Here is a 23,508-nt window from a genome sequence, read left to right as displayed (position 1 = left end):
CTGCTCCGCTCGGGCGCCGTCTGCTCGGGCCCGGCCCGCCTCGGTGCCGCGCACGCCGCCCCGGCGTCACGCACGCCGCCCCGGCGTCACGCACTCCGCCCGGTCCGGACCGCGCCCCCGCCTACTCCACCCCGATGAACAGCGGCGCGGACCGCTGCCCGCCCTCGTAGACGACGGTGTCCACCGCGAGGTGCCGCTCCCGGACGTGCTTCTCCAAGATCTCCGCCAGGGAGTCGGGGGCGTCCGCGCCCAGGACGAAGGTCACCATCTCGCCGCCCGCGGACAGCATCCGGTCCAGCACCGTGCGCGCCGTCCCGGCCAGGTCGGAACCGATCACCGCCACGTCACCGTCGATCAGGCCCAGCACGTCCCCGGCCTGGCAGACGCCGGCCATCGTCCAGGACTGCCGCTCGGCGACGGCCAGTTCCGCGTACCGGGTGGCGCCCGCGGCGGAGGTCATGGCGACGGCGTCCTCGTCGAAGCTGCGGCCCGGTTCGTGCACGGCCAGCGCGGCGATGCCCTGGACGGCCGCCCGGGTGGGGATGAGCGCGACCCGCACGCCCTCGGCGCGGGCCTGCTCGGCCGCCGCGGCGGCGGTGTGCCGCAGCTCCGGGTCGTTGGGCAGCAGCATGACCTCGCGGGCGTGGGCCTGGCGGATCGCCTGGAGCAGCTCGCCGCTGGCGGGCGGTTCCCCGGGGCGCGCGGACACCACCGTGGCCCCGGCCTCGGCGCACAGCCCGGCGAGCCCGTCGCCCGGCACCACGGCGACGACGGCCCGCGCGGCCGGGGCCTGTGTGGGGGCGGTGCGTGCCGTACGGGCGGCGAGCTCCGCCCCACCGAAGTGCGTGATGCGGATGCGGTACGGGCGGCCCGCCTCGATCCCCGCCTCCACGGCGGCACCGGCGTCGTCGACGTGCACGTGGACGTTCCACAGGCCGTCCCCGCCGACCACCACCAGGGAGTCGCCGAGTCCGTCCAGGCGGGCGCGCAGCCGCGCCACGGCGGCGTCGTCGGCCTCCAGGAGGTAGATCACCTCAAAGGCGGGGCCGTGCCCGGCGCCGTCCACCGGGTGCTCGTCGCCGTCCGCCGGGTGCTCGTCGGGGCAGCCGGGCGCCGGTGCGCGGTCGTCGGCCTGTATGGGTGGGCAGTCGCCCTTCCTTGGTGGGCAGCCGCCCTGCTCCGGCGGGCAGTCCCCCTGCTCCGGGCTCGGCGCGCCCATGGGCCCGTCCGCCGGTGGCACGGCCCGTACGGGGAGCGCCGGCGGGGCCGAGACCTCCCCGCTCAGCGCGTCGGCGAGCGCGCCCAGGACGGCGACCAGCCCGCAGCCGCCCGCGTCCACGACCCCGGCCCGCCCGAGGACGGCGAGCTGTTCCGGGGTCGCCAGGAGGGCGGCCCGCGCCCCTTGGTGCGCGGCGCGGGCGACCGCCGCGATGTCCCCGGCGGCGTGCCGCGCCGTCTCGGCGGCGGCGGTGGCCACGGTCAGGACGGTGCCCTCCACGGGGTGGGCCACGGCCTCGTACGTCGACTCGGCGGCCCGCCGCAGCGCCCGTTTCAGCGCCTCGGCCCCCTGGGCACCAGCCTCGCCCCCTTGGGCGCCGGCCTCGGACTTCACGGCCGGCCTCCCGGCGCCGCCCCCCGCCAGCACCTCCGTCATGCCGCGCAGGTGCTGGGCGAGGATCGTCCCGGAGTTGCCGCGCGCCCCGATGAGGGCGCCGTGGGCCATCGCCCCCATGGCGTCGGCCGGGGAGGGCAGGGTGCCGGAGGCGGCGTGGCCCTCGAAGGCGGCCTCCACGGCGCGGGTGGCGGACTCGACGGTCAGGTAGAGGTTGGTGCCGGTGTCGCCGTCGGCCACCGGGTAGACGTTGATCGCGTCGATGCGTTCCCGCTCCCGGCCGAGCGCGTCCAGGGCCAGCCCGCACCAGGTGCGTACCGCGGCGGCGTCGAGCGGGTACGGCACGGTCGTCCTCCTATGGACGGGAACTCGGGCGGACCCCCGGCGGAAAAACCCCTGGTGAGGCCCGGAACGCTCCTGATGGGGGCCGGGCGAACCCGTCACCCGGCCGGCGGACCCCGGAGGGACCCAGACCGGTGGCCCTTACACGGGATGCACGGCAGGGTAGTCCCGGACGGAACAACGGGGCCGGGCGGGGGCCGGAGGGCTCATGGTAGTTTCGTTCTGCGGGAGCGGTCGTTGTATGCTGCTCCGGTTGCCCGATGCGAATCGGGCCATTCCTCTCCCTGGCGAAGCCGGTCGGTCAATGCACTCGGCTCGTCGGGTTTTACCGTAAGTGCATCTGAAGTCTTTGGAGTGACCCGTGGCTGCCAACTGCGACGTCTGCGGCAAGGGGCCGGGCTTCGGCAAGAGTGTCTCGCACTCGCACCGCCGCACCAACCGTCGTTGGAACCCCAACATTCAGACGGTGCGTGCAGTGGTCGGGCGCACGCCGAAGCGGCTCAATGTCTGCACCTCGTGCATCAAGGCCGGCAAGGTCTCGCGCTGACGCCCCAGTCGGAGCGCAGCCTGGCTGGTTGCCGTAAGGCCGGTTCATCATCACGATGAACCGGCCTTTCGCTTTGCCCGAAAGCTGAGCCCCGGGCACACGAGTGCTGAGCCTCTGCACGCGAGAGCTGGATCCCGGGCACGTGAGCCATGAGCGCCGCGCCCGGGACCCTCCGGCCCCCGGCATCTTCCGGACGCGGCCCTCTCCCCCGTCAGCGCAGCCGCCACCCGTGATCCACCGGCCCGATGCCCGCCCCCAGGCGGAACCCGGCCGCGATGGCGCCGGTGACGTACTCCTTGGCCGCCGCGACCGCCTCCGGCACCGTGTCCCCGTGCGCCAGCCGGGACGCGACGGCGCTGGCGAGCGTGCAGCCCGTGCCGTGGGTGTGCCGGTTGTCGTGCCGTACGGCGCGCAGCCAGTGCTCCTCGGTGCCGTCCGTCAGGAGGTCCACGGCGTCGCCGGCCAGGTGGCCGCCCTTGATCAGGGCCCAGCGCGGCCCGAAGGCGAGCACCGCCGCGGCGGCCCGCCGCATGTCGCCCTCCTCCCGCACCCGTACGCCCGTGAGCTGTTCGACCTCGTCCAGGTTCGGGGTGGCGACCGTCGCCGTCGGCAGCAGCTTCGTGCGCACCGCGTCCAGCGCGGAGGCGGCCAGCAGGGCGTCACCGTGCTTGGAGACGCCGACCGGGTCGATGACGACCGGCGCGGACAGCTCGGCCAGCAGCCCGGCGACCGTCTCGACGAGTTCGGGCGAGGAGAGCATCCCGGTCTTCACGGCCTGCACGCCGATGTCGTCCACGACGCTGCGGAACTGGGCCCGCACCGCCTCCACGGGCAGCTCCCACGCGCCCTGGACGCCGAGCGAGTTCTGCGCGGTGACGGCGGTCAGCACGCTCATGCCGTGGGTGCCGAGCGCCAGCATCGTCTTCAGGTCGGCCTGGATGCCCGCGCCGCCGCCGGAGTCGGACCCGGCGACGGTCAGGACGCGTGGAGGTATCTGCATGGCGCCGAATCTACTCGGCGCCCGGAAGACGTCCGATGGAGGCAGGGGCCCTTGTAGGGCCCCGTACCGAGGTCCCCGTCCTACTCCCCTTCGTCGTTCTCCCCGAAGTGGTCCCAGCCCGCCTTGACCCACGGCGCGCCGTCCACCGTCACCTGCGGCAGGGCCGACGGGTTCAGCACCTCGCCGATCACCTTCCAGCGGGCGGGCAGCTTCACGTCCGGCGGGAAGGTGGCGACGATGGCGTGGTCCTCGCCGCCGTTGAGCACCCACTGCATCGGGTCCACGCCGACCGCGGTGCCGATGTCCGCCATTTGGGAGGGGATGTCGACCTGCCCGGAGCGGATGTCGATGCGCACCTTGCTGGCCTCGGCGATGTGCCCGAGGTCCGCCACCAGGCCGTCGCTGACGTCCGTCATGGCGGTGGCGCCCAGGGCCGCCGCCGCCGGGCCCGCGTGGTACGGCGGTTCGGGGCGGCGGTGCGCCTCCACGAAGGCGCGCGGGGAGCGGAAGCCGCGGGTGAGGACCGCGTACCCGGCGGCCGACCAGCCCAGCCAGCCGGTGACGGCGACCACGTCGCCGGGCTGGGCGCCGGAGCGGGTGACGGGTTCCTGGTTGCGCAGGTCGCCGAGCGCCGTGATGGAGACGGTGATCAGCTCGCCGCGGACGACGTCGCCGCCGACCACCGCCGCGCCGGCCACCTGGCACTCGTCGCGCAGCCCGTCCATCAGCTCCGTCGCCCAGGTGGCGGGGAGTTCGGCGGGCACCACCAGGCCGAGCAGGATGGCGGTGGGCACGGCGCCCATGGCGGCGATGTCGGCGAGGTTCTGCGCCGCGGCCTTGCGGCCCACGTCGTAGGCGGTGGACCAGTCGCGGCGGAAGTGCCGCCCCTCCAGGAGGACGTCCGTACTGGCCACGACCCGGCGATCGGGCGCGGTGACCACCGCCGCGTCGTCGCCCGGCCCGATGCGTACGGCGGGGGTGGCGGTGAGGCGGGCGGTGAGCTCCTTGATCAGCCCGAACTCGCCCAGCTCGCCCACGGTGCCCTTCATGCTGTTGCCCTTCCGATGCGTACGGACGATCCGTACTCGACGTAGACGGACGGCCCGTGCTCCGCTGACGACGGCGCCGCACTGGCCGCGATCACCGCGCGGGTCTCCCCGCTCCGCTTCGTGACGCGGTACCGTGGCGTCCCTTCTTCCCACATGATCCTCGTAGCCGCCCTGGAGGTCCCGTGGTACAGGCGTACATCCTGATCCAGACCGAGGTCGGCAAGGCATCCGCGGTGGCGGAAGTGATCGCCAAGATTCCCGGCGTCCTGCTGGCCGAGGACGTGACCGGGCCGTACGACGTCATCGTGCGCGCGCAGGCCGACACGGTGGACGAACTCGGCCGCATGGTGGTCGCCCGGGTCCAGCAAGTGGACGGCATCACCCGCACCCTCACCTGCCCGGTGGTCCACATCTAGCTCCCCGTATGCTCGGCCGGGTGATGATCTCGCCCCACAGGACGCCCCACAGGTCGCTCTCCGGGACGTCCCGCAGGTCGCCCCGCGAGTCGCCCCGCAGATCGCTGCCGCTGACGTTGTCGCTGCTCACCGTGCTGTTCGCGGCGGTGGGCTGCTCGTCCTCGGTCACCGTGGCGGCGCCCGCGCCCGAAGGACAGGCCGCCCGCGCCTGCCGGGCGCTGCACGGGGAACTGCCGCAGACGGTGGACGGGCTCGCCCGGCGCACCGCCGATCCCGACTCGGACTTCACCGCCGCCTGGGGCGATCCCGCGGTGCGGCTGCGCTGCGGAGTGGCCAAGCCCGACGTGCTGAGGTTCGGGAGTGAACATTACAACCCCAAGGCCGACGCGGCTGCGGTGGACGGGGTGGAATGGCTCTTCGAGAAGCGGGATGACGGCTACCGCTTCACCACCGTGCTGCGCAAGGCGTACGTCGAGGTGAGCGTGCCGGGGAAGTACGCCCCCGAGGTCAACGTCCTCACCGACCTCGCGAACGCGGTCAAGAAGACGGTGCCGGAAGGGGTCTGAGCCGACGGCCGCAGGGCCCGGGCCCGTCAGTCGGCGGGCCCGGGACGGGTGTCCCGGGCCCGTCCCACCTCGTGAATCAGGGGCCGGGCGGTCCGGATCGGCGCGTCAGCGCAGGCCCGTGGACCGTCGCAGCGCCGCCTGCACCAGCCGGTCGATCAGCTCCGGGTAGCTGACGCCGCTCTCCTGCCACATGCGCGGGTACATGGAGATGGGCGTGAAGCCGGGCATGGTGTTGATCTCGTTGATCACGAACTCGCCGTCTTCCTGCAGGAAGAAGTCCGCCCGAACGAGCCCCTCGCAGGAGACCGCGTCGAAGGCGCGCACCGCCAACTCCTGGACGCGGGCGGTCTCCTCGTCGGTCAGCGGCGCGGGCACGATGCCGGTGGCCGAGTCGATGTACTTGGCCTCGAAGTCGTAGAAGGCGTGGTCGGAGACCGGCGGGATCTCGGCCGGGACGCTCGCGCGCGGGCCGTCCTCGAACTCCAGCACGCCGCACTCGATCTCGCGCCCGCGCAGCAGGGACTCGATCAGGATCTTCGGGTCGTGGCGGCGGGCCTCCTCGATGGCCTCGTCCAGCCCGCTCAGGTCGTCGACCTTGGAGATGCCCATGGACGACCCCGCACGGGCGGGCTTCACGAACAGCGGCCAGCCGTGTTCGCCGGCGAAGTCCACGATCTTCTTGCGGACGGCGGCGGGGTCCTGCTCCCACTCGCGGGGGCGGACGACCTCGTACGGGCCGACCGGCAGCCCGTAGGAGAGGAAGACCCGCTTCATGTACTCCTTGTCCATGCCGACGGCCGAGGCGAGCACGCCCGAGCCGACGTAGGGGACGCCGGAGAGTTCCAGCAGGCCCTGGATGGTGCCATCCTCGCCGTACGGGCCGTGCAGGACGGGGAAGACGACGTCCACCTCGCCGAGCACCTTGGGGACCGCGCCCGCCTCGGTGTAGACGACCTCGCGGGTGCTGGGGTCCTGCGGCAGGACGACCGCGCCCTCGGTGGACTCGGCGAGTTCGGCCACGCTGGGCAGCCGCCGGTCCGCGAAGGTCATCCGCTCGGGGTCGTCGGAGGTCAGCGCCCAGCGGCCGTCGGTGGTGATGCCGATCGGCAGCACGTCGTACTTGTCGCGGTCGATGGCGCTCAGCACGGCGCCCGCGGTCACCACGGACACGGCGTGCTCGGAGCTGCGGCCACCGAACACGACGGCGACACGGGGCTTGTGGGAGGGAGTCTCGCTGCTCATATCGGGTTGAGCGTACCTGCTGCCCCCTGGGAATCGAACGCCGCGGCGGCCTCGTGGCGCGGCGGGGCCGTGTGGCGGGGGGCGGGAGGTCGAACGGGCCTGTGTGGCGTGCTCTTCCCGTGACGCTCCGTCGTGGCCGGGGGCTTCCGGCGGTGCTCTCCTGAGGGGGCCGGGGGCTTCCGGCGTCGCTCTCCTGATGGGGCCGGGCGCTTCCGGCGTCGCTCTTCCGACGAGGCCGGGTGCGGCCCCGTGTGTTCCTCGGTGCCGGACGCGGCTCCGTGTGTTCCTCAGTGTGGGAACGCGGCTCCGCCGTCCCTCAGTGCCGTTCCGGCTTGGCGCTGCGCGACATCAGTTCCTTGAGGGCGACCAGCGGCGGCTTGCCCTCGTGCACGATGTCCACGACGGTCTCGGTGATGGGCATGTCCACCTGGTGACGGCGGGCCAGATCCAGCACCGACTCGCACGACTTGACGCCCTCGGCGGTCTGCTTGGTGACCGCGATGGTCTCCTGGAGCGACATCCCGCGTCCGAGGTTGGCGCCGAAGGTGTGGTTGCGGGAGAGCGGCGAGGAGCAGGTGGCGACCAGGTCGCCCATGCCGGCCAGCCCCGCGAAGGTGTGCGCGTCCGCGCCCATGGCAAGCCCGAGGCGGGTGGTCTCGGCGAGCCCGCGGGTGATCAGGGACGCCTTGGCGTTGTCGCCCAGGCCCATCCCGCCGGCGATGCCCACGGCCAGCGCGATGACGTTCTTCACCGCGCCGCCCAGTTCGCAGCCGACCACGTCGGTGTTGGTGTACGGGCGGAAGTACGGCGTGTGGCAGGCGCTCTGCAGCCGCCGGCCCACCGCCTCGTCCGCGCAGGCGACCACCGCGGCGGCGGGCTGCCGGGCGGCGATCTCCTTGGCGAGGTTCGGCCCGGTCAGCACGGCGACCCGGCGGCGTACGTCCTCGGGCGAGCCGTCCGGCGCCTTGCCGACGACCTCCTCGATGACCTCGCTCATGCGCTTGGCGGTGCCCAGTTCCACGCCCTTCATCAGGGAGACCAGGACCGTGTCGGCGGGCAGCAGCGGCGCCCAGGCGGCGAGGTTGCCGCGCAGCGTCTGGGAGGGCACGGCCAGGACGGTGAACTCCGCGCCATCCGCCGCCTCCGCCGGGTCGGTGGTGGCCCGTACGGAGGCGGGCAACTCGACGTCGGGGAGGTAGTCGGGGTTGGTGCGGCCGGTGTTGATGGCCTCGACCGGGCCCGGGCGGCGGCCCCAGAGGGTCACCTCGCACCCCGCGTCGGCCAGCACCATGGCGAAGGCGGTGCCCCAGGACCCCGTGCCGAAGACGGCGCAGCGCGTCACTTGCCCTCATCCTCCTGTGTCTTCCGAGCGTCCCGGGCCTGGTCGGCCCGCCGCGCGGCGCGGCGCCTGGCGACGGCCTTCTTGTGGTCGTACGGCTCGGCCGGCGCCGGTTCGCCGCGGACCTCGGCGAGGAGGTCGGTGATCGCGGCCATGATGGTCTCGGTCACCGCGCGCAGCGTCTCGGCCGTGGGCTCCTTGCCGTAGTAGGCACTCAGGTCGACGGGCGGGCCCGCCTTCACCCGCAGCGTCTTGCGGGGGAAGAGGCGCAGCTTCTTCTCCTTGGCGTACGGCGGCATCGCCTCGTTGGCGCCCCACTGTGCCACAGGGATCACCGGCGCCTTGGTGAGCAGGGCGACGCGGGCGGCGCCGGTCTTCCCCTGCATGGGCCACATGTCCGGGTCGCGGGTGAGAGTGCCTTCCGGATAGAAGGCGACGCATTCGCCCTTGTTGATGGCGTCCACGGCGGCCCGGAAGGCGACCGCGGCATCGGTGGATTCCCGGTACACGGGGATCTGTCCCGTACCGCGCATCACCAGACCGACGAATCCGCCCTTGAAGAGTCCCGCCTTGGCCAGGAATCGCGGGACCCGTCCGGTGTTGTACTGATAGTGCGCGTAGGAGAGCGGATCGAGATACGAGTTGTGGTTGACCGCGGTGATGAATCCGCCGTCGGCCGGAATGTGCTCCATTCCCTGCCAGTCCCGCTTGAACAGAACCAAGAGCGGCGGTTTGCAGAGGACCGCTGCCAAGCGGTACCAGAAGCCGATTCTGCGGCGGGACACTGGGACACCCTCCTTATGGGACCTGCTGAGCTGCTGCGACCCGGCAGCCGCACAAGTGTCGCCCCGAGTACCCGCTATGTCGAGAACACCGTAACCCCGCGACTGCCGGGCCGCGGCGGCGGCAGGTGAGAATGAGCGCGATGCGCAGACATGGAACGGAAGCGGCATGGAGCCTGGTGGTGCCGCTGAAACCGCTGGTGCGGGCCAAAAGCAGGCTGTCCCCCGTGGCGAGCGAGGAGTTCCGTCCGCTGCTGGCTCTGGGCTTCGCCCTCGATACCGTCAGTGCCGCGCTGGCCTGCGGGGACGTGCGGGATGTGGCGGTTGTCACGGACGATCCGGTGGCCGCCGGGCCGCTGCGGGCCCTGGGGGCGCGGGTGATCCCGGACGTTCCGGGCCAGGACCTCAACGCCGCGCTGGCGCACGGGGCCCGCGCCGTGCGGGCCGTGCGGCCCGGTGCGGCGGTGGCCGCGCTCAACGCCGACCTGCCCGCGCTGCGGGCCGCCGAGCTGGAACGTGTACTGGCCGTCGCGGCGGAATTCCCGCGCGCATTTCTCGCCGATGCGGCGGGAATCGGTACGACGCTCTTGACGGCGGGTTCCGGGGTGGAATTGGCGCCCGCATTCGGTGGGCCTTCCCGGGCGCGTCACCTGGCGTCGGGGGCGTACGAGATCGGCCTGCCGGATGTGGAATCCGTACGGCGGGATGTGGACACGGGGGAGGATCTGCGGGCGGCGGTGGAACTGGGGGTGGGGATGTACACGGCGTTGCATGTGCCGCGGTTGCGGTGGCGGGGGGTGTCGTAGCCGAAATATCGCGGTGGTCGCGGGTCGGCTGCGCCTGTCCGGCGAAGGGGCTGCGCCTGTCCGGCGAACAGGGTCGGCATTCTTTAACGCTGCCGATATTTTTCCCGGTCTTTGCCAAATGTGTCGGGTTTCGGCGTGCCAAGGTGTTTTTCGGCCAGGGCGTGGGGTTCTCGGGGGGTGTTTGCGCCTGGCGGCGGGCTTTGGGGGGCGCCTGCGCCGAGTGGGGGTTTTCGCCTTCGGCGGGGTGATGTGTGTGGGGCGGACGCGGGGTGCTTTTTGGGGTCGGGGCCGCCCCGGGGTACCTCCTCGCGGCAGTTGCGCTTAGCCGACGAGAGGTCGTCACCGGCCGTCGCGCCCCAGTCCGCTGCGGGGGCACCCCGGGACGTCCCCTTCCGTCGGTTGCGCGTCCGCCCCTTTGTGGGGGGAGGGGAAGGGCCTATGGGTGGGCCCGCCTCAGGGTGCTTTGGCCCACGGGCCGCCGACTTCTTTTAGAACGTCTGCAACGTCACCAGCACGATCCGCTGGCCGGGCGTCGTGTTCCCGGTGGCGGGCTGGTCCTCGACCTCGATGCGGACCCGCTGGCCGGGGCGGAGCAGGCGTAGGCCGCCTGCGTCGAAGGCCGCCGTGTCGAAGGGCAGTGGGGTGCCGTCGTCCAGCAGGACGCTGCCGGTGCGGGTGTGGGCGTCGTAGGTGTACGCGGTGGCCTGCATGCCTTCAGCCTAAAGCGGACCGGGGGGCGTATCCCGTTCCGGGGACCGCCCCACACACCGCGGGCCGGGCTCCCCTGGGGGAGCCCGGCCCGACGCGTGGCGTCGCCGCTGGGGAATTACCGCTTGCGGGCGGTGGTCTTCTTGGCGGTGGTGGTCTTGCGCGCCGTCGTCTTCTTGGCCGGGGCCTTCTTCGCCGTCGCCTTCTTGGCGGGGGCGGTCTTGGCGGGCGTCGCCTTCTTGGCGGGCGCGGCCTTCTTGGCGGTGGCGGTGGTCTTCTTCGCCGGGGCCTTCTTGGCGGTCGCCGTGGTCTTCGCCGGCGTCGCCTTGGCGGCACCGGTGGTCTTCTTCGCGGTGCTCTTCTTCGCCGGCGTGGCCTTCTTGGTGGTCGCCGTGGCGGTGGTCTTCTTCGCCGGCGTCGCCTTCTTGGCGGCGGTCGCCTTCTTGGCGGTGGCCTTCTTGGCCGCGGCCTTGGCGGTCGTGCGGGTGGAAGCACCGCCCGACAGGCTGCCCTTGGGGGCCTTCTTGACGGCCACGTCGTTCTTCGGGAGCTTCTTCGAGCCGCTGACCAGGTCCTTGAAGCCCTGACCGGCGCGGAACCGCGGGACGGAGGTCTTCTTGACCCGGACCCGCTCACCCGTCTGCGGGTTGCGGGCGTACCGCGCCGGGCGGTCGACCTTCTCGAACGAGCCGAAACCGGTGACCGATACGCGGTCGCCGGCGACGACGGCACGGACGATCGCGTCCAGAACCGCGTCCACCGCGTCCGCGGCGTTCTGTCGGCCACCGAGCTTGTCGGCAATGGCCTCTACGAGCTGCGCCTTGTTCACGTCTTCCCCTTCGGAGACATTGCTGGAACGAAAGTGTTCAAGCTTTTTCGCACGTTAGGCAGATATATACCGCAAATCAAACACGAAACGGGCTAATCACCCTTGTGCCGCAACGAACTCGACCGTCACGGACTTCCGTCGGCGTCCACGTCCGTGTCCGGATAACGCCCTTGGTCGAGGTCATCCATGAACCGGTCCAGGCGCTGGGCCGCGCCTGCCAGGTCGTGTTTCGCCGCAGCCGTGATGACGAGCAGCTTCCGGGTCAGCGCCATCCGTACGCCCTCCGGGACTTGCAGTGTCCGCACTCGTGTATGTGCGTCCTTGAGTCGGTCGGCGACGAGACCGTAGAGCTTGAGTTGGTCGTCGCGTTCCATGCGCTAATTGTGCCATCTGCGGCGAGTTGTCGCTTCACGGGGCCTCAACAGCGGCATCGGCACGCAAATGCGCCCCCTGCTCACCAGCAGAGGGCGCATCGTACGCAATATAGCTTTGAGCCAAAAATCCGAGGTCAGGCCACCACGGTACGCGGCTTGAAGGCTGGCCGGGACGCCTCGTACGCCGCGATGGCGTCCTCCTCCCGGAGGGTGAGGCTGATGTCGTCCAGGCCCTCCAGCAGGCGCCACCGCGCGTTCTCGTCGAGTTCGAACGCGGCGGTGATGCCCTCGGCCCGCACCTCACGGGCCACCAGATCCACCGTCACCTCGGCGGCCGGGTCGCGCTCGGCCAGTTCCTGCAACCGCTCGACCGTCTCCTGCGGGAGTACGACCGTCAGCAGCCCGTTCTTGAGGGAGTTGCCGCGGAAGATGTCCGCGAACCGCGAGGAGATGACGGCCTTGAAGCCGTAGTTCTGCAGCGCCCACACGGCGTGCTCGCGCGAGGAGCCGGTGCCGAAGTCCGGGCCGGCGACCAGCACGGTGGCCCCTCGGTGCGCCGGCTGATTGAGCACGAACTCCGGGTCGCGGCGCCACGCCTCGAAGAGGCCGTCCTCGAAGCCGTCGCGGGTGACCTTCTTGAGCCAGTGGGCCGGGATGATCTGGTCGGTGTCCACGTTGCTGCGGCGCAGCGGGACGGCCCGGCCGGTGTGCGTGGTGAAAGCTTCCATGGTTCAGACTCCCGCGGGCGTAGGTACGTCGGCGCCGGCCAGGTCGGCCGGCGAGGCCAGGTGGCCCAGGACCGCGGTGGCCGCGGCGACCTGCGGCGAGACCAGGTGGGTCCGGCCGCCCTTGCCCTGCCGTCCTTCGAAGTTCCGGTTGGAGGTGGAGGCGGAGCGCTCGCCGGGGGCGAGCTGGTCCGGGTTCATGCCCAGGCACATCGAGCACCCGGCGTGCCGCCACTCGGCGCCGGCCGCGGTGAAGACCTTGTCGAGTCCCTCGTCGACCGCCTGCAGGGCCACCCGTACGGACCCGGGGACGACGAGCATCCGCACCCCGTCGGCCACCTGGCGCCCCTCCAGCACGGAGGCCGCGGCGCGCAGGTCCTCGATGCGCCCGTTGGTGCACGAGCCGAGGAAGACGGTGTCCACGGAGATGTCGCGAAGTTTCTGACCCGCCGTCAATCCCATGTATTCCAGGGCCTTTTCGGCCGCCAGGCGGTCCGAGGCGTCCTCGTACGAGGCGGGGTCGGGGACGGACGCGGACAGCGGCGCGCCCTGCCCGGGGTTGGTGCCCCAGGTGACGAACGGCGCCAGCGCGGAACCGTCGATGACGACCTCGTGGTCGAAGACCGCGTCCTCGTCCGTGCGCAGCGTCTTCCAGTACGCGACCGCCGCGTCCCAGTCCTCGCCCTCGGGCGCGTGCGCGCGTCCCTTGAGGTAGGCGAAGGTGATCTCGTCCGGCGCGATCATCCCGGCCCGGGCGCCCGCCTCGATGGACATGTTGCAGATCGTCATCCGCGCCTCCATCGAGAGCTTCTCGATGGCCGGGCCGCGGTACTCGATGACGTACCCCTGGCCGCCGCCGGTGCCGATCTTGGCGATGATGGCCAGGATCAGGTCCTTGGCCGTGACGCCCTCGGGGAGCTCGCCCTCCACCGTGACGGCCATCGTCTTGAAGGGGGACATCGGCAGCGTCTGGGTCGCCAGCACGTGCTCCACCTGGCTGGTGCCGATGCCGAAGGCCAGCGCGCCGAACGCGCCGTGCGTGGAGGTGTGGCTGTCGCCGCAGACCACGGTGGTGCCGGGCTGGGTCAGTCCCAACTGCGGTCCCACTACGTGGACAACGCCCTGCTCGACGTCGCCCAGCGGGTGCAGCCGGACGCCGAACTCCGCGCAGTTCTTGCGCAGCGTCTCCAGCTGGACGCGGGAAACCGGGTCCGCGATGGGCTTGTCGATGTCGAGCGTCGGGGTGTTGTGGTCCTCGGTGGCGAGGGTCAGGTCGGTACGGCGCACCTGGCGCCCCGCCTTGCGGAGGCCGTCGAACGCCTGCGGGCTGGTGACCTCGTGCAGCAGGTGGAGATCGATGAAGAGCAGGTCGGGTTCGCCTTCCGCGCGCCGGACGACGTGGTCGTCCCAGACCTTCTCCGCGAGTGTCCGTCCCATCGCTGTTCCCTCCGGCCGGCCGCATTGCCGGCCCAACTCGACTGTGTGCGCAGCCCAAGTCCCCATCTGCGGACGGTGCGCCGGGCCCTGGTCGAGGGCCGCCACTACAGATTGACGACTTCCCGGGGAAATTGAACTTGCGTTTCACAGTGTGAGACGCAAGTATCGTTGCATGGACAACTCTAGCGGCGTCGGCGTTCTCGACAAGGCAGCTCTGGTACTGAGCGCTCTGGAGTCCGGTCCGGCCACCCTGGCCGGGCTGGTCGCGGCGACCGGACTGGCACGACCCACGGCCCACCGGCTGGCCGTGGCACTGGAACACCACCGGATGGTGGCGCGGGACATGCAGGGCCGTTTCATCCTGGGCCCGCGGCTGTCCGAACTGGCCGCCGCGGCCGGCGAGGACCGCCTGCTGGCCACGGCCGGCCCGGTGCTCACCCACCTGCGCGACGTGACGGGCGAGAGCGCCCAGCTCTACCGCCGCCAGGGCGACATGCGCATCTGCGTCGCCGCGGCGGAACGGCTGTCCGGCCTGCGGGACACCGTCCCGGTCGGCTCCACGCTCCCGATGAAGGCGGGTTCCGCCGCCCAGATCCTCATGGCATGGGAGGAGCCCGAGCGCCTGCACCGCGGCCTCCAGGGCGCCCGTTTCACCGCGACCGCCCTGTCCGGCGTGCGCCGCCGCGGCTGGGCCCAGTCGATCGGCGAGCGCGAGCCGGGCGTGGCGTCCGTCTCCGCGCCCGTGCGCGGCCCCTCCAACCGCGTCGTCGCCGCCGTCTCGGTCTCCGGCCCCATCGAGCGCCTGACCCGCCACCCGGGCCGCATGCACGCCCAGGCCGTCATCGACGCCGCGGCCCGCCTGACGGAAGCCCTGCGCCGCGCCGGCTGACCTCCGCCGCCCCCTCCCCCGTCACCCCGCACATCCACCCCATACGCCCGCCCCGCGCGACGGCCCACCGTCCCGTGGGGCGGCGGCGCTCCGGCCGCAGCACGCGCCGCCCCCGAGGCCCGCGCCGCTCAGGCCCCCACGGCCGCCCCGTGAGCCAGCCGCTGCGCCGCCCGGTCCCCGCGCCGGCCGACCGGCACCACGCCGTACGCCGCCCCCAGCCCGTGCGGGGGCATCCCCACGTAGACGCTCTCGTGCGCGCCCGCCGGGACCACGTACGTCTCGTGCCAGATCCCCACCTTGCCGCGGCTGTTCCGCGCCCGCCGGTTGAAGGCCGCCCACGCGGGACGGTGCTCCTTGTCCCGGTCCTCCGCGTACGCGAGCAGCTTCTCCCGCGACTCCCAGTACTGCACGAGCCCGAAGTCGCGCGGCCCACTGAGAACGAAGCGGGACCCGAGCATCCCGGACGACGGGTCCCGCTCCAGTTCCCGCAGCATCTTCGGCATCGCGCGGAACACCGGCAGCCAATCCCGTACCGCGCGGTAACTGTTGATCCGCATTCCGATCAGGAAGACCACCACATCGCCGTCCGCGTCGGCGGTGACCCGCTCCGGAAAGACTTTCGCGCTCATCGCAAAACCCCCTGATATACCGCGCGCAAAATCCGCGCGCGACTGCACCACGACAGTTGGATAGCGGCACTATCCAACGAGCCCGTGGTTGGATAGTGCCACTCTCCAACGGAAGGCGCAAGGACGATGCGACTGGCCGAACTCAGCGAACGCAGCGGGATCCCGACCGCGACGATCAAGTACTACCTACGGGAGAAGCTGCTCCCGCCCGGCCACCGCGTCAGCGCCACCCAGGCCGAATACGGCGAGGAGCACCTGCGCCGGCTGCGCCTGGTCCGCGCGCTGATCCAGGTGGGCCGGATGCCGGTCGCCACCGCCCGGGAGGTCCTGAACGCCGCGGAGGACGAGTCCCTGGCGCACCACACCCGCCTCGGCATCGCCGTCTCCGCCCTCCCGCACGGCCCCGAGCCGACGGCGGACGACCCCGCTACCACCGCCGCCCACCACGAGGTCGAGGCGCTGCTGCACCGCCTGAGCCCGCCCCCGGCCCACGACGCGAGGGACTTGCCCGCCTACGGCACCCTGATCAACGCCGTCGCCGCACTCGCCCGGCTCGGCTACCCGCACGACGCCGCGCACCTGGCCCCGTACGCCCGGCTCGCCCGGGAGCTGGCCGTGACCGACCTGGACATGGTCGAGGCCTACGACACACCGGCGGAGCAGGTCGAGGCGGCCGTGGCGCTGACCGTGCTGTACGAACCGGTGCTGCTGAGCCTGCGGCGACTCGCCGAGGCCGACGAATCCCACCGGCGCTTCGGACGAGAGCAGGCAACCGATCCGAAGGAGCCGGACGCGAACCCCGCCTGAAAAACCGGGCGGTGCGCCACCGAAACCGGCGCGCCGCCCGCCGGAAAAATGACGAGCGGAATGCACCACCCCGACACCGTCTCGCACAAATCCGGCAACGAACGAAAAAGCCCTCCCATTCGGGAGGGCTTTTCCTTTTAACGTACCCCCGACCGGATTCGAACCGGCGCTACCGCCTTGAGAGGGCGGCGTGCTAGGCCGCTACACAACGGGGGCTCGCTTTTGCTTGGCGCTTCCTTACCGGAACCGCTTCCGCGCTGGGCTACCAGGACTCGAACCTAGACTAACTGAACCAGAATCAGTCGTGCTGCCAATTACACCATAGCCCATGGTGGTTTAAACCAGTACCCCCGACCGGATTCGAACCGGCGCTACCGCCTTGAGAGGGCGGCGTGCTAGGCCGCTACACAACGGGGGCCCTAGCGATCCTCACGTCGTCCGCTCCGGGAGCGACCCGAAGGGGACGGAAGGAAGGATCTGTACCCCCGACCGGATTCGAACCGGCGCTACCGCCTTGAGAGGGCGGCGTGCTAGGCCGCTACACAACGGGGGCTTGTTCCTGCTTTCCAAGAGATCGACTTACGGGATAATTCCCGCTTCGCCAAGTGATCTCTTGCTGGGCTACCAGGACTCGAACCTAGACTAACTGAACCAGAATCAGTCGTGCTGCCAATTACACCATAGCCCACCGAGACGCAACCCCCTGGTGGGGGTCTGTTCGGCTTGCGCTTCCTGGTCCGGCCTCTCGGCCCTCCCGGGCGGCGCAGAAAGAACATTACCCGATGGGGGACGGCGCTCCAAAACCGATAGTCGACCGCAGCAGCTCAGGGAGGTCAGCGAGGCTCCCGAGGCGCGAAACCCCACGCGGCGCCGCCCGTCCCTCACGCTCCGTTCCCGCGGGCCCCCGACGATCGATCCAGATGGAGCGCAGCCCCGCGTCCCGCGCCCCTATTCCGTCCATTTCGCGATGGTCCCCCACGTACGCGACCTGCTCCGGCGGCAGCCCCAGGGCATCGCAGGCGGCATGGAACGCCTCGGGAGCGGGTTTCGCGTGCCCGAGCGTGTCGGCGCACAGCACGGTCTGAAAGTGATCGCGTATCCCGAGGGCGCGCAGCTTCTGCTCCTGAATGCGACAGGAGGCGTTCGACAGCACCCCCTGCCGGACCAGGGGCGCCAGCTCCGCCAGCACCGGCCCGGCATCCGGGCACAGCGCCCAGGCCGCCTCGTACCGCGCCACATACCGCCCGAACCAGGCATCGGCCTCGTCATCACTCAGCCGCTCCCCCAGAAACATCCGGGCCCGCTCCCTCCGGTGCTCCTCGAACCCGAGCTCCCCGGCGACGAACAGCCCGAAGTTGACCTCCATCGCCTCCCGCCACACCTCCATCGCCCGCTCGGCACTCCCGAACCGCCCGAGCACCCCCTCGGCCTCGAAGTGCCGCAGCGCCCCGGCGCGGTCCGATCCGGTGTAGTCGAAGAGGGTGTCGTCCACGTCCCAGAGAACAGCGTTGATCGGCATGGGGGTGACGGTAGCGGCGGGAGGGCTGTGGGCGAAGGCCGGCGAGGGTTCCGGGAGGGCGGTGGCACTGGTCGGCAGCTCTCCCGGTGGCCGGGGCCGCTATTGCGGTATCCACTCAAGAAACGACCGTCGGGTTTCTTCCCGAATGCCGTTGATCGGCCGTGAATGCCCATGCGATATTCGCCGGACCGGCTCCGCTCTTTCCGTCCGGTCCGGGCCTGCTCTTCTCTTCGCGGCAAACGCCTCGGTTGCGGTCCGGTGCACGGACGAATGGTCGGATGCGCCGCGACCGAACAGCCGACGAGGCCGGCACGATCCCCTCACCGCTCCCCTCACCGATCTGGAGTGATCACATGCAGGTGGACGAGGACGCCTCCGCCGGCGTCGACGCGCGAGGGCTGCACGTCCGGGTCGGGGGCCGGGCCATTCTGCGGGAACTGGACCTGCGCGTCCCGCGCGGACGGAGCGCGGCGATCACCGGGCCCAGCGGCTGCGGGAAGAGCACCCTCCTGAGCTGCCTGTCCGGGTTGCTGCCGCCCTCACTGGGGGTCGTCCGCATCGCCGGACAGGACGTGACCGGCATACCGCCGGGGCGCCGGGCCGCACTCCGGCTGCGCACCATAGGCGTCGTCTATCAATTCGGGGAGCTCCTTCCGGAACTGTCCCCCGTGGAGAACGTCGCCTTACCGGCCCTGATGGCGGGCACCCCGGCCACCGACGTCTACGCCCGCGCCCGGAGCCTCCTTGCCGAGCTGGGGGTCGTCGCCGTGCAGGACGCGGAGACCGGCACGCTCTCGGGCGGCGAACGGCAACGCGTCGCCGTGGCCCGGGCGCTGATCGGCGATCCCCCCGTCCTGCTGGCCGACGAGCCCACCGGCGCCCTCGACGGGCAGGCCGCGAGCACCGTGGCCGACCTGCTCTTCTCCCTGCCCGCGCGGCACGGCTGCGCCCTGGTCGTCGTCACGCACAACCCCGACGTGGCCGCGCGCGCCGACCAGGTGTACGTCATGCGGGACGGCCAACTCCACGCGTCCGTAGGGGAGAAAGGCCCGGCCGCCCGATGACCACCGTGCCCTCGTCTCCGTTACTGGGCCGTACCGGTGGACGTCTGCGGCTGGCCCTGGCCATCGGCCGGCGGGCGGGGCGCGGCGCGGGCGGGGGTGTCCACCGGGCGTCCCTGGTGTGCGCCGCCGTGCTGTCGCTGCTGACGGTGTGGTTCCTCGCCGCCGCTCACACCGTCCACCAGAACCGCGACGACCGGATGACCGCGCGGAATCCCGTGCCGGTGGCCCAGGGAAGCCCGGTGTCCCAGGGAGACGCTTCGGCGGTCGCGCGGTGGTGGGAGCGGCCGGACACGGTCGGCGAACGCGGCGCGACGGTGGTCTACGTCCGGCCGCTCGTCACCGGCGCCCCGCCGCCCCCGGGCCTCCCTCGCTGGCCCGCGCCCGGCGAGTCCTACCTGTCCCCCGCGCTGCTCGCCGCCCAGCCCGGCATCAGCGACCGGTACGGGAAACTCGCCGGAACCATCCGGCAGGACGGCCTCGCCGACGCCGCCGAACTCGTGGTGTACGTCAATCCACGGCGACCGGACTTCTTCCGTGCCGTCGACGAACCCACGTCGTACATCCGGGGCTTCGGCAATCCCGACCGCCAGATGTTCTTCGTCGGCAGCCACCAATTCGACCGCGATATCGCGGAATTGGATGTGCTGATCGCGCTGATGGCGGCGCTGCCGTGCGCGGCCCTGGTGCTGGTCGCCGTCCGCAGCCGGGCCGAGACCCGGGATCAGCGGCTGGCCGTGCTGGACGCGCTGGGTGCCCCTGCCTCGACCCGGGCGCTCGTGCTGGTCGGGGAAGCCTGGGCGCCCGTGGCGGCCGGGACGCTGGCCGCGTGCGCCGCGCTCGCCGGACTGTCGCTGACCTCGCCCACGCTGCCGTTCACGGGGTACCAGGTCTGGTCGCGCGACCTGCTGAGTGCCGTGCCGCTGCTGCCTCTCCTCGGCTTGGGGGTGAGCGTGGGGCTGCTGGGGCTGACGGTGCTCGCGGGTGTCCGGCGCCCTCCGTACGGCGGCACCCGGCCCACTCGGCGCCGGGGTTATTCGGCGCGCCGCCCGCTCGTCCTGTTCGCGGCCGGGCTCGCCGTCGCGGCGTGGGGGGCCGAGTACCGGGGGGTGGCCGGGCGCCTCGGGTTCGTCACCGGTTCCGTGGTCGCCCTGCTGGCGCTGCCGTACGCGTCGGCCGCCCTCGCCCGGCTGCTCGGACGCCTCCTCGCCCGGACCGGGAACCGCGCGGGAGACCCCGTCCGCATCGTCGCCGGCCGCTGGCTGGCAGCCCGCCCGGCCGCCCTGGCGCGCCTGAGCGCCGCGCTCGTGGTGGGGCTGGGGGTCGTCACCCTCGGGCAGGTGCTCACCACGCAGTTCACCGGCCCGGCCGAGGAGGCGCAGGCGCGTTCGGCGGCGTCCGGCGGCGGGCTCGTCCAGATCCGCTCCCGCGACATCCCCTCCACGGCGGACGCGTTCGTCAACGCCCTGGGCAGGGACACGATCCTGCGCTACTCACCCGAGCCCCACACCCCCGAGGACGCCCCGAAAGTACGCCTGACCGGGACCTGCGCCGCCTTGCGCGCCCTCGGCGAGATGGCCTCCTGTCCGGACCGGCCACGCCCCCTCGGTGAGGTCTTCGCCCGCCTGACGCCCGCGGGCAGCGCCGTCCTCCGAAGCCGGGAGAACGACCTGCTGAGTGCTCCCGCGGGCTCGGTCTGCGCCTGCGGGGCTCCGGTGGGCGGGGACGCGGCGCTGTACGGGTTCCTCGTCGCCGACCACGTGGACGAGGCCGGGCTCGGACGCGTCAAGCAGGCCGCGTACGCCCATCTCATCGGCCCCATGACGGCGCTCCCGGGGCAGTCGTGGTCGCTGGGCGCCGCGGCAATGGCCGCGCAGATCCGCTGGCTCCTCGACATCGTGCTCATCGGCCTGGCCGCGCTGGCCGCGGCGGGAGCCCTGGGAGCCGCCGGGATCTTCCTCGAACAGGCCAAGGCCCTGGGCCCGCTCTCCGCCTTCCGCGTCGACCGCCGCTTCTACCGCGCCATCGCGACCTGGAACCTGGCCCTCCCCCTGGGCACCGTCGGAGCGGTCGGGGTGCTGGTCTCGATGACGCTGGGCGGCCTGCTGATCCACATGGGACGGGGCGGCTGGATGTCGGGCGCGCTTCTGCTCGTCGGGTTGGGTGGGGTGGTGTTGGCGGGGCTGGTGGTGGCGCTGTCGTGCGGGCGGGTGGCGGCGCGGCAGGCGAGGGTGTGGCGGCCTCGGGGGGATTGAGGGGCGGTGACGAAGCTGGGGCCGCTTTTCGGGCGGCCCCAGGGTTTGTCGGTACGGAGACGAGTCCGACGATCACGGATCAGGTCGGTGGCGGGGTCGCCGTCCTGTCGGCTTTGAGGACGCCGAGGAGGCCCCGTAGGTCGGCTTGCGAGAGGGTGAGGATGGTCTCGGGGTGGTCGCTTTCACGGAGACGGAGGGTGCCGTCGGGAGTGGGGGCGATATTTACGCAGTTGACGCCGTCGGCACTGAACGAGGACTTCTGCCATGCGTACAATTCTTGGCCCTCTCAGGTGCTTTTCGCGATCCGCCGGATAAAGTCTCGACTCTTCCCTGGAGGCAGCGCGACACTTTCCGTTCGGTCCAACACCACTCGGTAACGCTCCAGTTGCGCCTCAGCGAAGAGGTACTCACAACCATGGTCCGTATCCAGGGCAACCGTGCTGAGATGGGGTAGCAGACCGGCACCATAAGTGATCGACTGCCCGACAGCTGGGAAGTCGTTCGCACCAAAAGGGATGACCTGGACGGTCACATTGGGCCGCTCGCTCATCTCGATCAGGTGGAAGAGCTGCTGACGGGTGGTGTCAGCACCGGCGTACTCCAACCGTAGCGCCGCTTCGTGAATCACAGCCCTGTAGGGCGTCGGCGGATCGCTGTACAGGACGGCTTGGCGTTTCATGCGAAATGATGCCCGATGTTCAACTTCGTGAGGGCGAAGCACGGGCACACGACACCGGAGCACCGCACGGAAGTGCTCAGGGGTTTGCAAAAGCCCAGGCATCGACGCCACAACTGCCACACGGATTGCGGACGCATGGTGTTCAAACTCTGCCACTTCGACAACAGAAGCAGGCAGCAGTTCCCGGTACTCGTCCCACCACCCCCGTTCGCGGCGCCCTGTCATGGACACCAACGCCTCGACCAGCTCGTCGTCCCCGCAGGAGTAGCCACGGGTCATGGCACGTACACGGTCCGCGCTGACCCCATGCCGACCGGCCTCGATCATGCTCATGCGGGCTTGCTGAATGCCGATCATGGCGGCGGCGTCCGTCGAACTCATTCCCGCCCGTTCCCGCAATCGGCGTAGTTCGATCCCCAGGCGTCGCTGACGCAGCGTGGGTGGTCCAGTTGCGGCCACAGTTCGCCCTCCTCCATCCCTCACACGAGTGGAATACGGATACCCTCCGCCGATTCTGCATAGCCATATGCGATTTCAGATATAGCTATACCAGACGCCAACTCCCCCAGGAGTCAAGGAGGTTCGCCATGTCCACCGTATCCTCGTCCCTGCCATTCGCTGACCAATCCAGTAGTTTCGCGCAGGAAATCACCGCCCTCGTAACCGCCACCGCTCCCCGCCTCTTCGCCGTCGTCGAGGAGTTCACCGACGCGTACGGCGAGCGGGACGCGTACGTCGCCGCATGGGGTCTCGCCGACCGGGACGACCACGGCCCGGCTGACGACGCCGGACGGCCGGGTGGGCATGTCGCTGTCCTGCGCCGAGCGCGCGACGCAGATGTTCTCCGCCCGGGCGGAGGACGGCCGAGCCCACCTGGTGTGGGTCGAGACCGCTGAGGCGCCAGAGCGGGCGGCGCCGGGTGGCGGAACGCATCAGCTCGGATAGCACCTGGTTCGTCAACGAGCGCTGACGATCCGGTTGACCAGCGCAATCGGCTCTCGTCAGCGTAGTTGGCAGCCAACAAGAAGCCGTGCATATGGCTGCACAGACCCTGTGGCTGTCCCGCTGGTCCAGCCACAGGTGCGTTCAATTGATGGAACATTCATTGCCATACGACCACGAGCCGTACACAATCCGTGGCTCTCCTCCCTCACCCGCCCGCTGAGCCCTACCGTGGGCTCTGCTCTGCCATCACCTACCGGAGGTCCCCGGCCATGGTCATCGAAGTGGATCGGAACGCTTGTGAGAGAACCCCGGACGCCATTCGCACGGCCCTGCAGCGGCGGCCGGATTGGCTGCAGCTCTTCGAGAAGGATTGGCTCAGCGCCGCGGCGGATTTCAATCAGCCGGAGCTGGACCGGATCGTCGACAAGTGGTTCCCCTTCGCCTGCGCGTGCGCAACGCCCGGCTATCTGGACGAGGTGGAGCACATGGTCAAGCGCCTGGCCGAGGGTGACACGGAAGGCATGGTCTTCTGGGACGCCGAGGGCAACGCATACGACGCCGACAACAATCCCATCGACGCCGGCAGGTGCCCATGACCGCTTACATGATCAGGTATGTGGACCGCGCCGCGCAGCGGAAGGCCGCTCTGGGCGCCGTACAACGGGCCTCCTTGGAAAAGCTGGAGAAACAGCTCAGCCTGAACCCCGTTCAGCGCCCCTGCCCAGAGCAACCGGGACAACAGTTGGTCGGCCACGTTCGACGGGGGCTTCATTCAGTACGTGGTGTCGAACAAGCACATCGTGATCAACGTCATTGACCTGGTAGCCCTGTAATACGCTCACTCACCGTACGAAGAGGCGGGCCCCCCCGCCCGGGGCCCCCCCGTCCCCCGGCCCCCGGACGGCGTGAGCGGTAACCCCCCCCCCTCACCCACCCCCCCCCGAACCCCG

25 protein-coding genes and 5 tRNA genes are annotated in these 23,508 nt (G+C 71.2%); 10 read left to right on the top strand and 20 right to left on the bottom strand.

Translation table 11 applies throughout. The features are described 5' to 3' along the window. Window positions 1-121: 121 nt before the first annotated feature. Window positions 122-1,957, bottom strand: a complete 1,836-nt coding sequence (locus ABZX96_RS34380; protein WP_355552256.1) for a DAK2 domain-containing protein — start codon at window positions 1,955-1,957, stop codon at window positions 122-124. Window positions 1,958-2,315: 358 nt separating this feature from the next. On the opposite strand from ABZX96_RS34380, the gene rpmB reads away from it, so the two are divergent. Beyond that, entirely contained in the window at window positions 2,316-2,501 is a 186-nt protein-coding gene (gene rpmB, locus ABZX96_RS34375; RefSeq protein WP_150247255.1) for a 50S ribosomal protein L28, read from the top strand. Window positions 2,502-2,712: 211 nt separating this feature from the next. Here rpmB and thiD read toward each other — a convergent pair whose 3' ends face one another. Further along, a complete protein-coding gene (gene thiD / locus ABZX96_RS34370) occupies window positions 2,713-3,501 on the bottom strand; it encodes a bifunctional hydroxymethylpyrimidine kinase/phosphomethylpyrimidine kinase (RefSeq protein ID WP_355552252.1) in 789 nt (262 codons plus the stop codon). Between the two features lie 80 nt (window positions 3,502-3,581). Then, complete coding sequence (locus ABZX96_RS34365) at window positions 3,582-4,550, bottom strand: thiamine-phosphate kinase (protein WP_355552250.1); 969 nt, start codon at window positions 4,548-4,550, stop codon at window positions 3,582-3,584. A 182-nt stretch (window positions 4,551-4,732) separates the two neighbouring features. On the opposite strand from ABZX96_RS34365, the gene ABZX96_RS34360 reads away from it, so the two are divergent. Both ABZX96_RS34360 and ABZX96_RS34355 read left to right on the top strand, forming a co-directional pair. After that, complete coding sequence (locus ABZX96_RS34360; RefSeq protein ID WP_355552248.1) at window positions 4,733-4,966, top strand: Lrp/AsnC ligand binding domain-containing protein; 234 nt, start codon at window positions 4,733-4,735, stop codon at window positions 4,964-4,966. Window positions 4,967-4,989: 23 nt separating this feature from the next. Further along, on the top strand, window positions 4,990-5,532 hold the full coding sequence (locus tag ABZX96_RS34355) for a DUF3515 domain-containing protein (RefSeq protein ID WP_355552280.1): 543 nt from the start codon (window positions 4,990-4,992) through the stop codon (window positions 5,530-5,532). A gap of 105 nt (window positions 5,533-5,637) precedes the next feature. Here ABZX96_RS34355 and ABZX96_RS34350 read toward each other — a convergent pair whose 3' ends face one another. The 3 genes from ABZX96_RS34350 to ABZX96_RS34340 form a co-directional block, all read right to left on the bottom strand. Continuing rightward, window positions 5,638-6,774 carry a D-alanine--D-alanine ligase family protein gene (locus ABZX96_RS34350; RefSeq protein ID WP_355552245.1) on the bottom strand — a complete coding sequence of 379 codons (1,137 nt, stop codon included), beginning with the start codon at window positions 6,772-6,774 and terminating at the stop codon, window positions 5,638-5,640. A 316-nt stretch (window positions 6,775-7,090) separates the two neighbouring features. Continuing rightward, on the bottom strand, window positions 7,091-8,116 hold the full coding sequence (locus tag ABZX96_RS34345) for an NAD(P)H-dependent glycerol-3-phosphate dehydrogenase (protein WP_355552242.1): 1,026 nt from the start codon (window positions 8,114-8,116) through the stop codon (window positions 7,091-7,093). After that, window positions 8,113-8,898, bottom strand: a complete 786-nt coding sequence (locus tag ABZX96_RS34340; protein ID WP_355552239.1) for a lysophospholipid acyltransferase family protein — start codon at window positions 8,896-8,898, stop codon at window positions 8,113-8,115. Before ABZX96_RS34340 ends, ABZX96_RS34345 begins: the two co-directional genes overlap by 4 nt. Before the next feature lie 140 nt (window positions 8,899-9,038). Between ABZX96_RS34340 and cofC the strand changes: the two genes are divergently transcribed. Beyond that, window positions 9,039-9,701: a 2-phospho-L-lactate guanylyltransferase gene (gene cofC / locus ABZX96_RS34335; protein WP_355552236.1), complete on the top strand. Its 663-nt coding sequence runs from the start codon at window positions 9,039-9,041 to the stop codon at window positions 9,699-9,701. Between the two features lie 488 nt (window positions 9,702-10,189). On the opposite strand, the gene ABZX96_RS34330 is transcribed toward cofC, so the two are convergent. The 5 genes from ABZX96_RS34330 to leuC form a co-directional block, all read right to left on the bottom strand. Next, window positions 10,190-10,411, bottom strand: coding sequence for a hypothetical protein (locus tag ABZX96_RS34330; protein WP_355552233.1), 222 nt, complete (start codon window positions 10,409-10,411; stop codon window positions 10,190-10,192). 116 nt (window positions 10,412-10,527) lie between these two features. Beyond that, a complete protein-coding gene (locus ABZX96_RS34325; protein WP_355552230.1) occupies window positions 10,528-11,238 on the bottom strand; it encodes an HU family DNA-binding protein in 711 nt (236 codons plus the stop codon). Window positions 11,239-11,363: 125 nt separating this feature from the next. Next, on the bottom strand, window positions 11,364-11,612 hold the full coding sequence (locus tag ABZX96_RS34320) for a hypothetical protein (RefSeq protein WP_355552227.1): 249 nt from the start codon (window positions 11,610-11,612) through the stop codon (window positions 11,364-11,366). Window positions 11,613-11,746: 134 nt separating this feature from the next. Further along, entirely contained in the window at window positions 11,747-12,340 is a 594-nt protein-coding gene (gene leuD, locus ABZX96_RS34315) for a 3-isopropylmalate dehydratase small subunit (RefSeq protein ID WP_355552224.1), read from the bottom strand. 3 nt (window positions 12,341-12,343) lie between these two features. Beyond that, the gene (gene leuC, locus ABZX96_RS34310; protein WP_355552222.1) at window positions 12,344-13,774 is read right to left on the bottom strand and encodes a 3-isopropylmalate dehydratase large subunit; all 1,431 of its coding nucleotides are present in this window, start codon (window positions 13,772-13,774) and stop codon (window positions 12,344-12,346) included. Window positions 13,775-13,946: 172 nt separating this feature from the next. Between leuC and ndgR the strand changes: the two genes are divergently transcribed. Then, window positions 13,947-14,663 carry an IclR family transcriptional regulator NdgR gene (gene ndgR / locus ABZX96_RS34305; protein ID WP_355552219.1) on the top strand — a complete coding sequence of 239 codons (717 nt, stop codon included), beginning with the start codon at window positions 13,947-13,949 and terminating at the stop codon, window positions 14,661-14,663. A gap of 128 nt (window positions 14,664-14,791) precedes the next feature. Here the strand turns inward: ndgR and ABZX96_RS34300 are convergent, their stop codons facing one another. Further along, window positions 14,792-15,292 carry a DUF4188 domain-containing protein gene (locus ABZX96_RS34300; protein ID WP_355552216.1) on the bottom strand — a complete coding sequence of 167 codons (501 nt, stop codon included), beginning with the start codon at window positions 15,290-15,292 and terminating at the stop codon, window positions 14,792-14,794. A gap of 126 nt (window positions 15,293-15,418) precedes the next feature. Here ABZX96_RS34300 and ABZX96_RS34295 point away from each other — a divergent pair, with 126 nt between their 5' ends. Continuing rightward, window positions 15,419-16,099: a MerR family transcriptional regulator gene (locus ABZX96_RS34295; RefSeq protein ID WP_355552213.1), complete on the top strand. Its 681-nt coding sequence runs from the start codon at window positions 15,419-15,421 to the stop codon at window positions 16,097-16,099. Window positions 16,100-16,242: 143 nt separating this feature from the next. Here the strand turns inward: ABZX96_RS34295 and ABZX96_RS34290 are convergent. The 6 genes from ABZX96_RS34290 to ABZX96_RS34265 all read right to left on the bottom strand — a co-directional run bounded on the left by ABZX96_RS34290 (window position 16,243) and on the right by ABZX96_RS34265 (window position 17,618). Continuing rightward, a tRNA-Glu gene (locus ABZX96_RS34290) sits at window positions 16,243-16,315 on the bottom strand. A gap of 41 nt (window positions 16,316-16,356) precedes the next feature. Further along, window positions 16,357-16,428: transfer RNA gene (locus ABZX96_RS34285), tRNA-Gln, on the bottom strand. 16 nt (window positions 16,429-16,444) lie between these two features. Next, window positions 16,445-16,517 (bottom strand) — tRNA-Glu (locus ABZX96_RS34280). A gap of 62 nt (window positions 16,518-16,579) precedes the next feature. Beyond that, window positions 16,580-16,652: transfer RNA gene (locus tag ABZX96_RS34275), tRNA-Glu, on the bottom strand. A gap of 63 nt (window positions 16,653-16,715) precedes the next feature. Continuing rightward, window positions 16,716-16,787 (bottom strand) — tRNA-Gln (locus ABZX96_RS34270). An 87-nt stretch (window positions 16,788-16,874) separates the two neighbouring features. Continuing rightward, entirely contained in the window at window positions 16,875-17,618 is a 744-nt protein-coding gene (locus tag ABZX96_RS34265) for an HAD family hydrolase (RefSeq protein ID WP_355552210.1), read from the bottom strand. Between the two features lie 278 nt (window positions 17,619-17,896). On the opposite strand from ABZX96_RS34265, the gene ABZX96_RS34260 reads away from it, so the two are divergent. Both ABZX96_RS34260 and ABZX96_RS34255 read left to right on the top strand, forming a co-directional pair. Next, on the top strand, window positions 17,897-18,682 hold the full coding sequence (locus tag ABZX96_RS34260) for an ABC transporter ATP-binding protein (protein ID WP_355552207.1): 786 nt from the start codon (window positions 17,897-17,899) through the stop codon (window positions 18,680-18,682). Further along, entirely contained in the window at window positions 18,679-20,934 is a 2,256-nt protein-coding gene (locus tag ABZX96_RS34255) for an FtsX-like permease family protein (RefSeq protein ID WP_355552204.1), read from the top strand. Before ABZX96_RS34260 ends, ABZX96_RS34255 begins: the two co-directional genes overlap by 4 nt. 79 nt (window positions 20,935-21,013) lie before the next feature. On the opposite strand, the gene ABZX96_RS34250 is transcribed toward ABZX96_RS34255, so the two are convergent. Then, the gene (locus ABZX96_RS34250; RefSeq protein ID WP_355552201.1) at window positions 21,014-21,208 is read right to left on the bottom strand and encodes a DUF397 domain-containing protein; all 195 of its coding nucleotides are present in this window, start codon (window positions 21,206-21,208) and stop codon (window positions 21,014-21,016) included. Between the two features lie 12 nt (window positions 21,209-21,220). Then, window positions 21,221-22,048 (bottom strand): helix-turn-helix transcriptional regulator, encoded by an 828-nt coding sequence (locus ABZX96_RS34245; RefSeq protein ID WP_355552277.1) that lies wholly within the window; start codon window positions 22,046-22,048, stop codon window positions 21,221-21,223. A gap of 152 nt (window positions 22,049-22,200) precedes the next feature. Here ABZX96_RS34245 and ABZX96_RS34240 point away from each other — a divergent pair, with 152 nt between their 5' ends. Both ABZX96_RS34240 and ABZX96_RS34235 read left to right on the top strand, forming a co-directional pair. Next, window positions 22,201-22,509 carry a hypothetical protein gene (locus ABZX96_RS34240; protein WP_355552198.1) on the top strand — a complete coding sequence of 103 codons (309 nt, stop codon included), beginning with the start codon at window positions 22,201-22,203 and terminating at the stop codon, window positions 22,507-22,509. A 318-nt stretch (window positions 22,510-22,827) separates the two neighbouring features. Beyond that, the gene (locus tag ABZX96_RS34235) at window positions 22,828-23,154 is read left to right on the top strand and encodes a hypothetical protein (protein ID WP_355552195.1); all 327 of its coding nucleotides are present in this window, start codon (window positions 22,828-22,830) and stop codon (window positions 23,152-23,154) included. Window positions 23,155-23,508 lie beyond the last annotated feature (354 nt).

The organism is Streptomyces sp. NPDC003077, from assembly GCF_040611095.1.
In the GTDB taxonomy this organism is placed as follows: domain Bacteria; phylum Actinomycetota; class Actinomycetes; order Streptomycetales; family Streptomycetaceae; genus Streptomyces.
Note: the sequence above shows the minus strand (reverse complement) of the source record. Positions and strands in the feature narration are given on the sequence as shown.

What these genes read in the sequence shown, in the direction of transcription:
- thiD (WP_355552252.1), bottom strand. Translation starts at nt 3,501, where the DNA reads ATGCAGATACCTCCACGCGTCCTGACCGTCGCCGGGTCCGACTCCGGC.
- ABZX96_RS34365 (WP_355552250.1), bottom strand. Translation starts at nt 4,550, where the DNA reads ATGAAGGGCACCGTGGGCGAGCTGGGCGAGTTCGGGCTGATCAAGGAG.
- ABZX96_RS34355 (WP_355552280.1), top strand. Translation starts at nt 4,990, where the DNA reads ATGATCTCGCCCCACAGGACGCCCCACAGGTCGCTCTCCGGGACGTCC.
- ABZX96_RS34350 (WP_355552245.1), bottom strand. Translation starts at nt 6,774, where the DNA reads ATGAGCAGCGAGACTCCCTCCCACAAGCCCCGTGTCGCCGTCGTGTTC.
- cofC (WP_355552236.1), top strand. Translation starts at nt 9,039, where the DNA reads ATGCGCAGACATGGAACGGAAGCGGCATGGAGCCTGGTGGTGCCGCTG.
- ABZX96_RS34330 (WP_355552233.1), bottom strand. Translation starts at nt 10,411, where the DNA reads ATGCAGGCCACCGCGTACACCTACGACGCCCACACCCGCACCGGCAGC.
- ABZX96_RS34320 (WP_355552227.1), bottom strand. Translation starts at nt 11,612, where the DNA reads ATGGAACGCGACGACCAACTCAAGCTCTACGGTCTCGTCGCCGACCGA.
- leuD (WP_355552224.1), bottom strand. Translation starts at nt 12,340, where the DNA reads ATGGAAGCTTTCACCACGCACACCGGCCGGGCCGTCCCGCTGCGCCGC.
- leuC (WP_355552222.1), bottom strand. Translation starts at nt 13,774, where the DNA reads ATGGGACGGACACTCGCGGAGAAGGTCTGGGACGACCACGTCGTCCGG.
- ndgR (WP_355552219.1), top strand. Translation starts at nt 13,947, where the DNA reads ATGGACAACTCTAGCGGCGTCGGCGTTCTCGACAAGGCAGCTCTGGTA.
- ABZX96_RS34300 (WP_355552216.1), bottom strand. Translation starts at nt 15,292, where the DNA reads ATGAGCGCGAAAGTCTTTCCGGAGCGGGTCACCGCCGACGCGGACGGC.
- ABZX96_RS34295 (WP_355552213.1), top strand. Translation starts at nt 15,419, where the DNA reads ATGCGACTGGCCGAACTCAGCGAACGCAGCGGGATCCCGACCGCGACG.
- ABZX96_RS34265 (WP_355552210.1), bottom strand. Translation starts at nt 17,618, where the DNA reads ATGCCGATCAACGCTGTTCTCTGGGACGTGGACGACACCCTCTTCGAC.
- ABZX96_RS34260 (WP_355552207.1), top strand. Translation starts at nt 17,897, where the DNA reads ATGCGCCGCGACCGAACAGCCGACGAGGCCGGCACGATCCCCTCACCG.
- ABZX96_RS34255 (WP_355552204.1), top strand. Translation starts at nt 18,679, where the DNA reads ATGACCACCGTGCCCTCGTCTCCGTTACTGGGCCGTACCGGTGGACGT.
- ABZX96_RS34240 (WP_355552198.1), top strand. Translation starts at nt 22,201, where the DNA reads ATGTCCACCGTATCCTCGTCCCTGCCATTCGCTGACCAATCCAGTAGT.
- ABZX96_RS34235 (WP_355552195.1), top strand. Translation starts at nt 22,828, where the DNA reads ATGGTCATCGAAGTGGATCGGAACGCTTGTGAGAGAACCCCGGACGCC.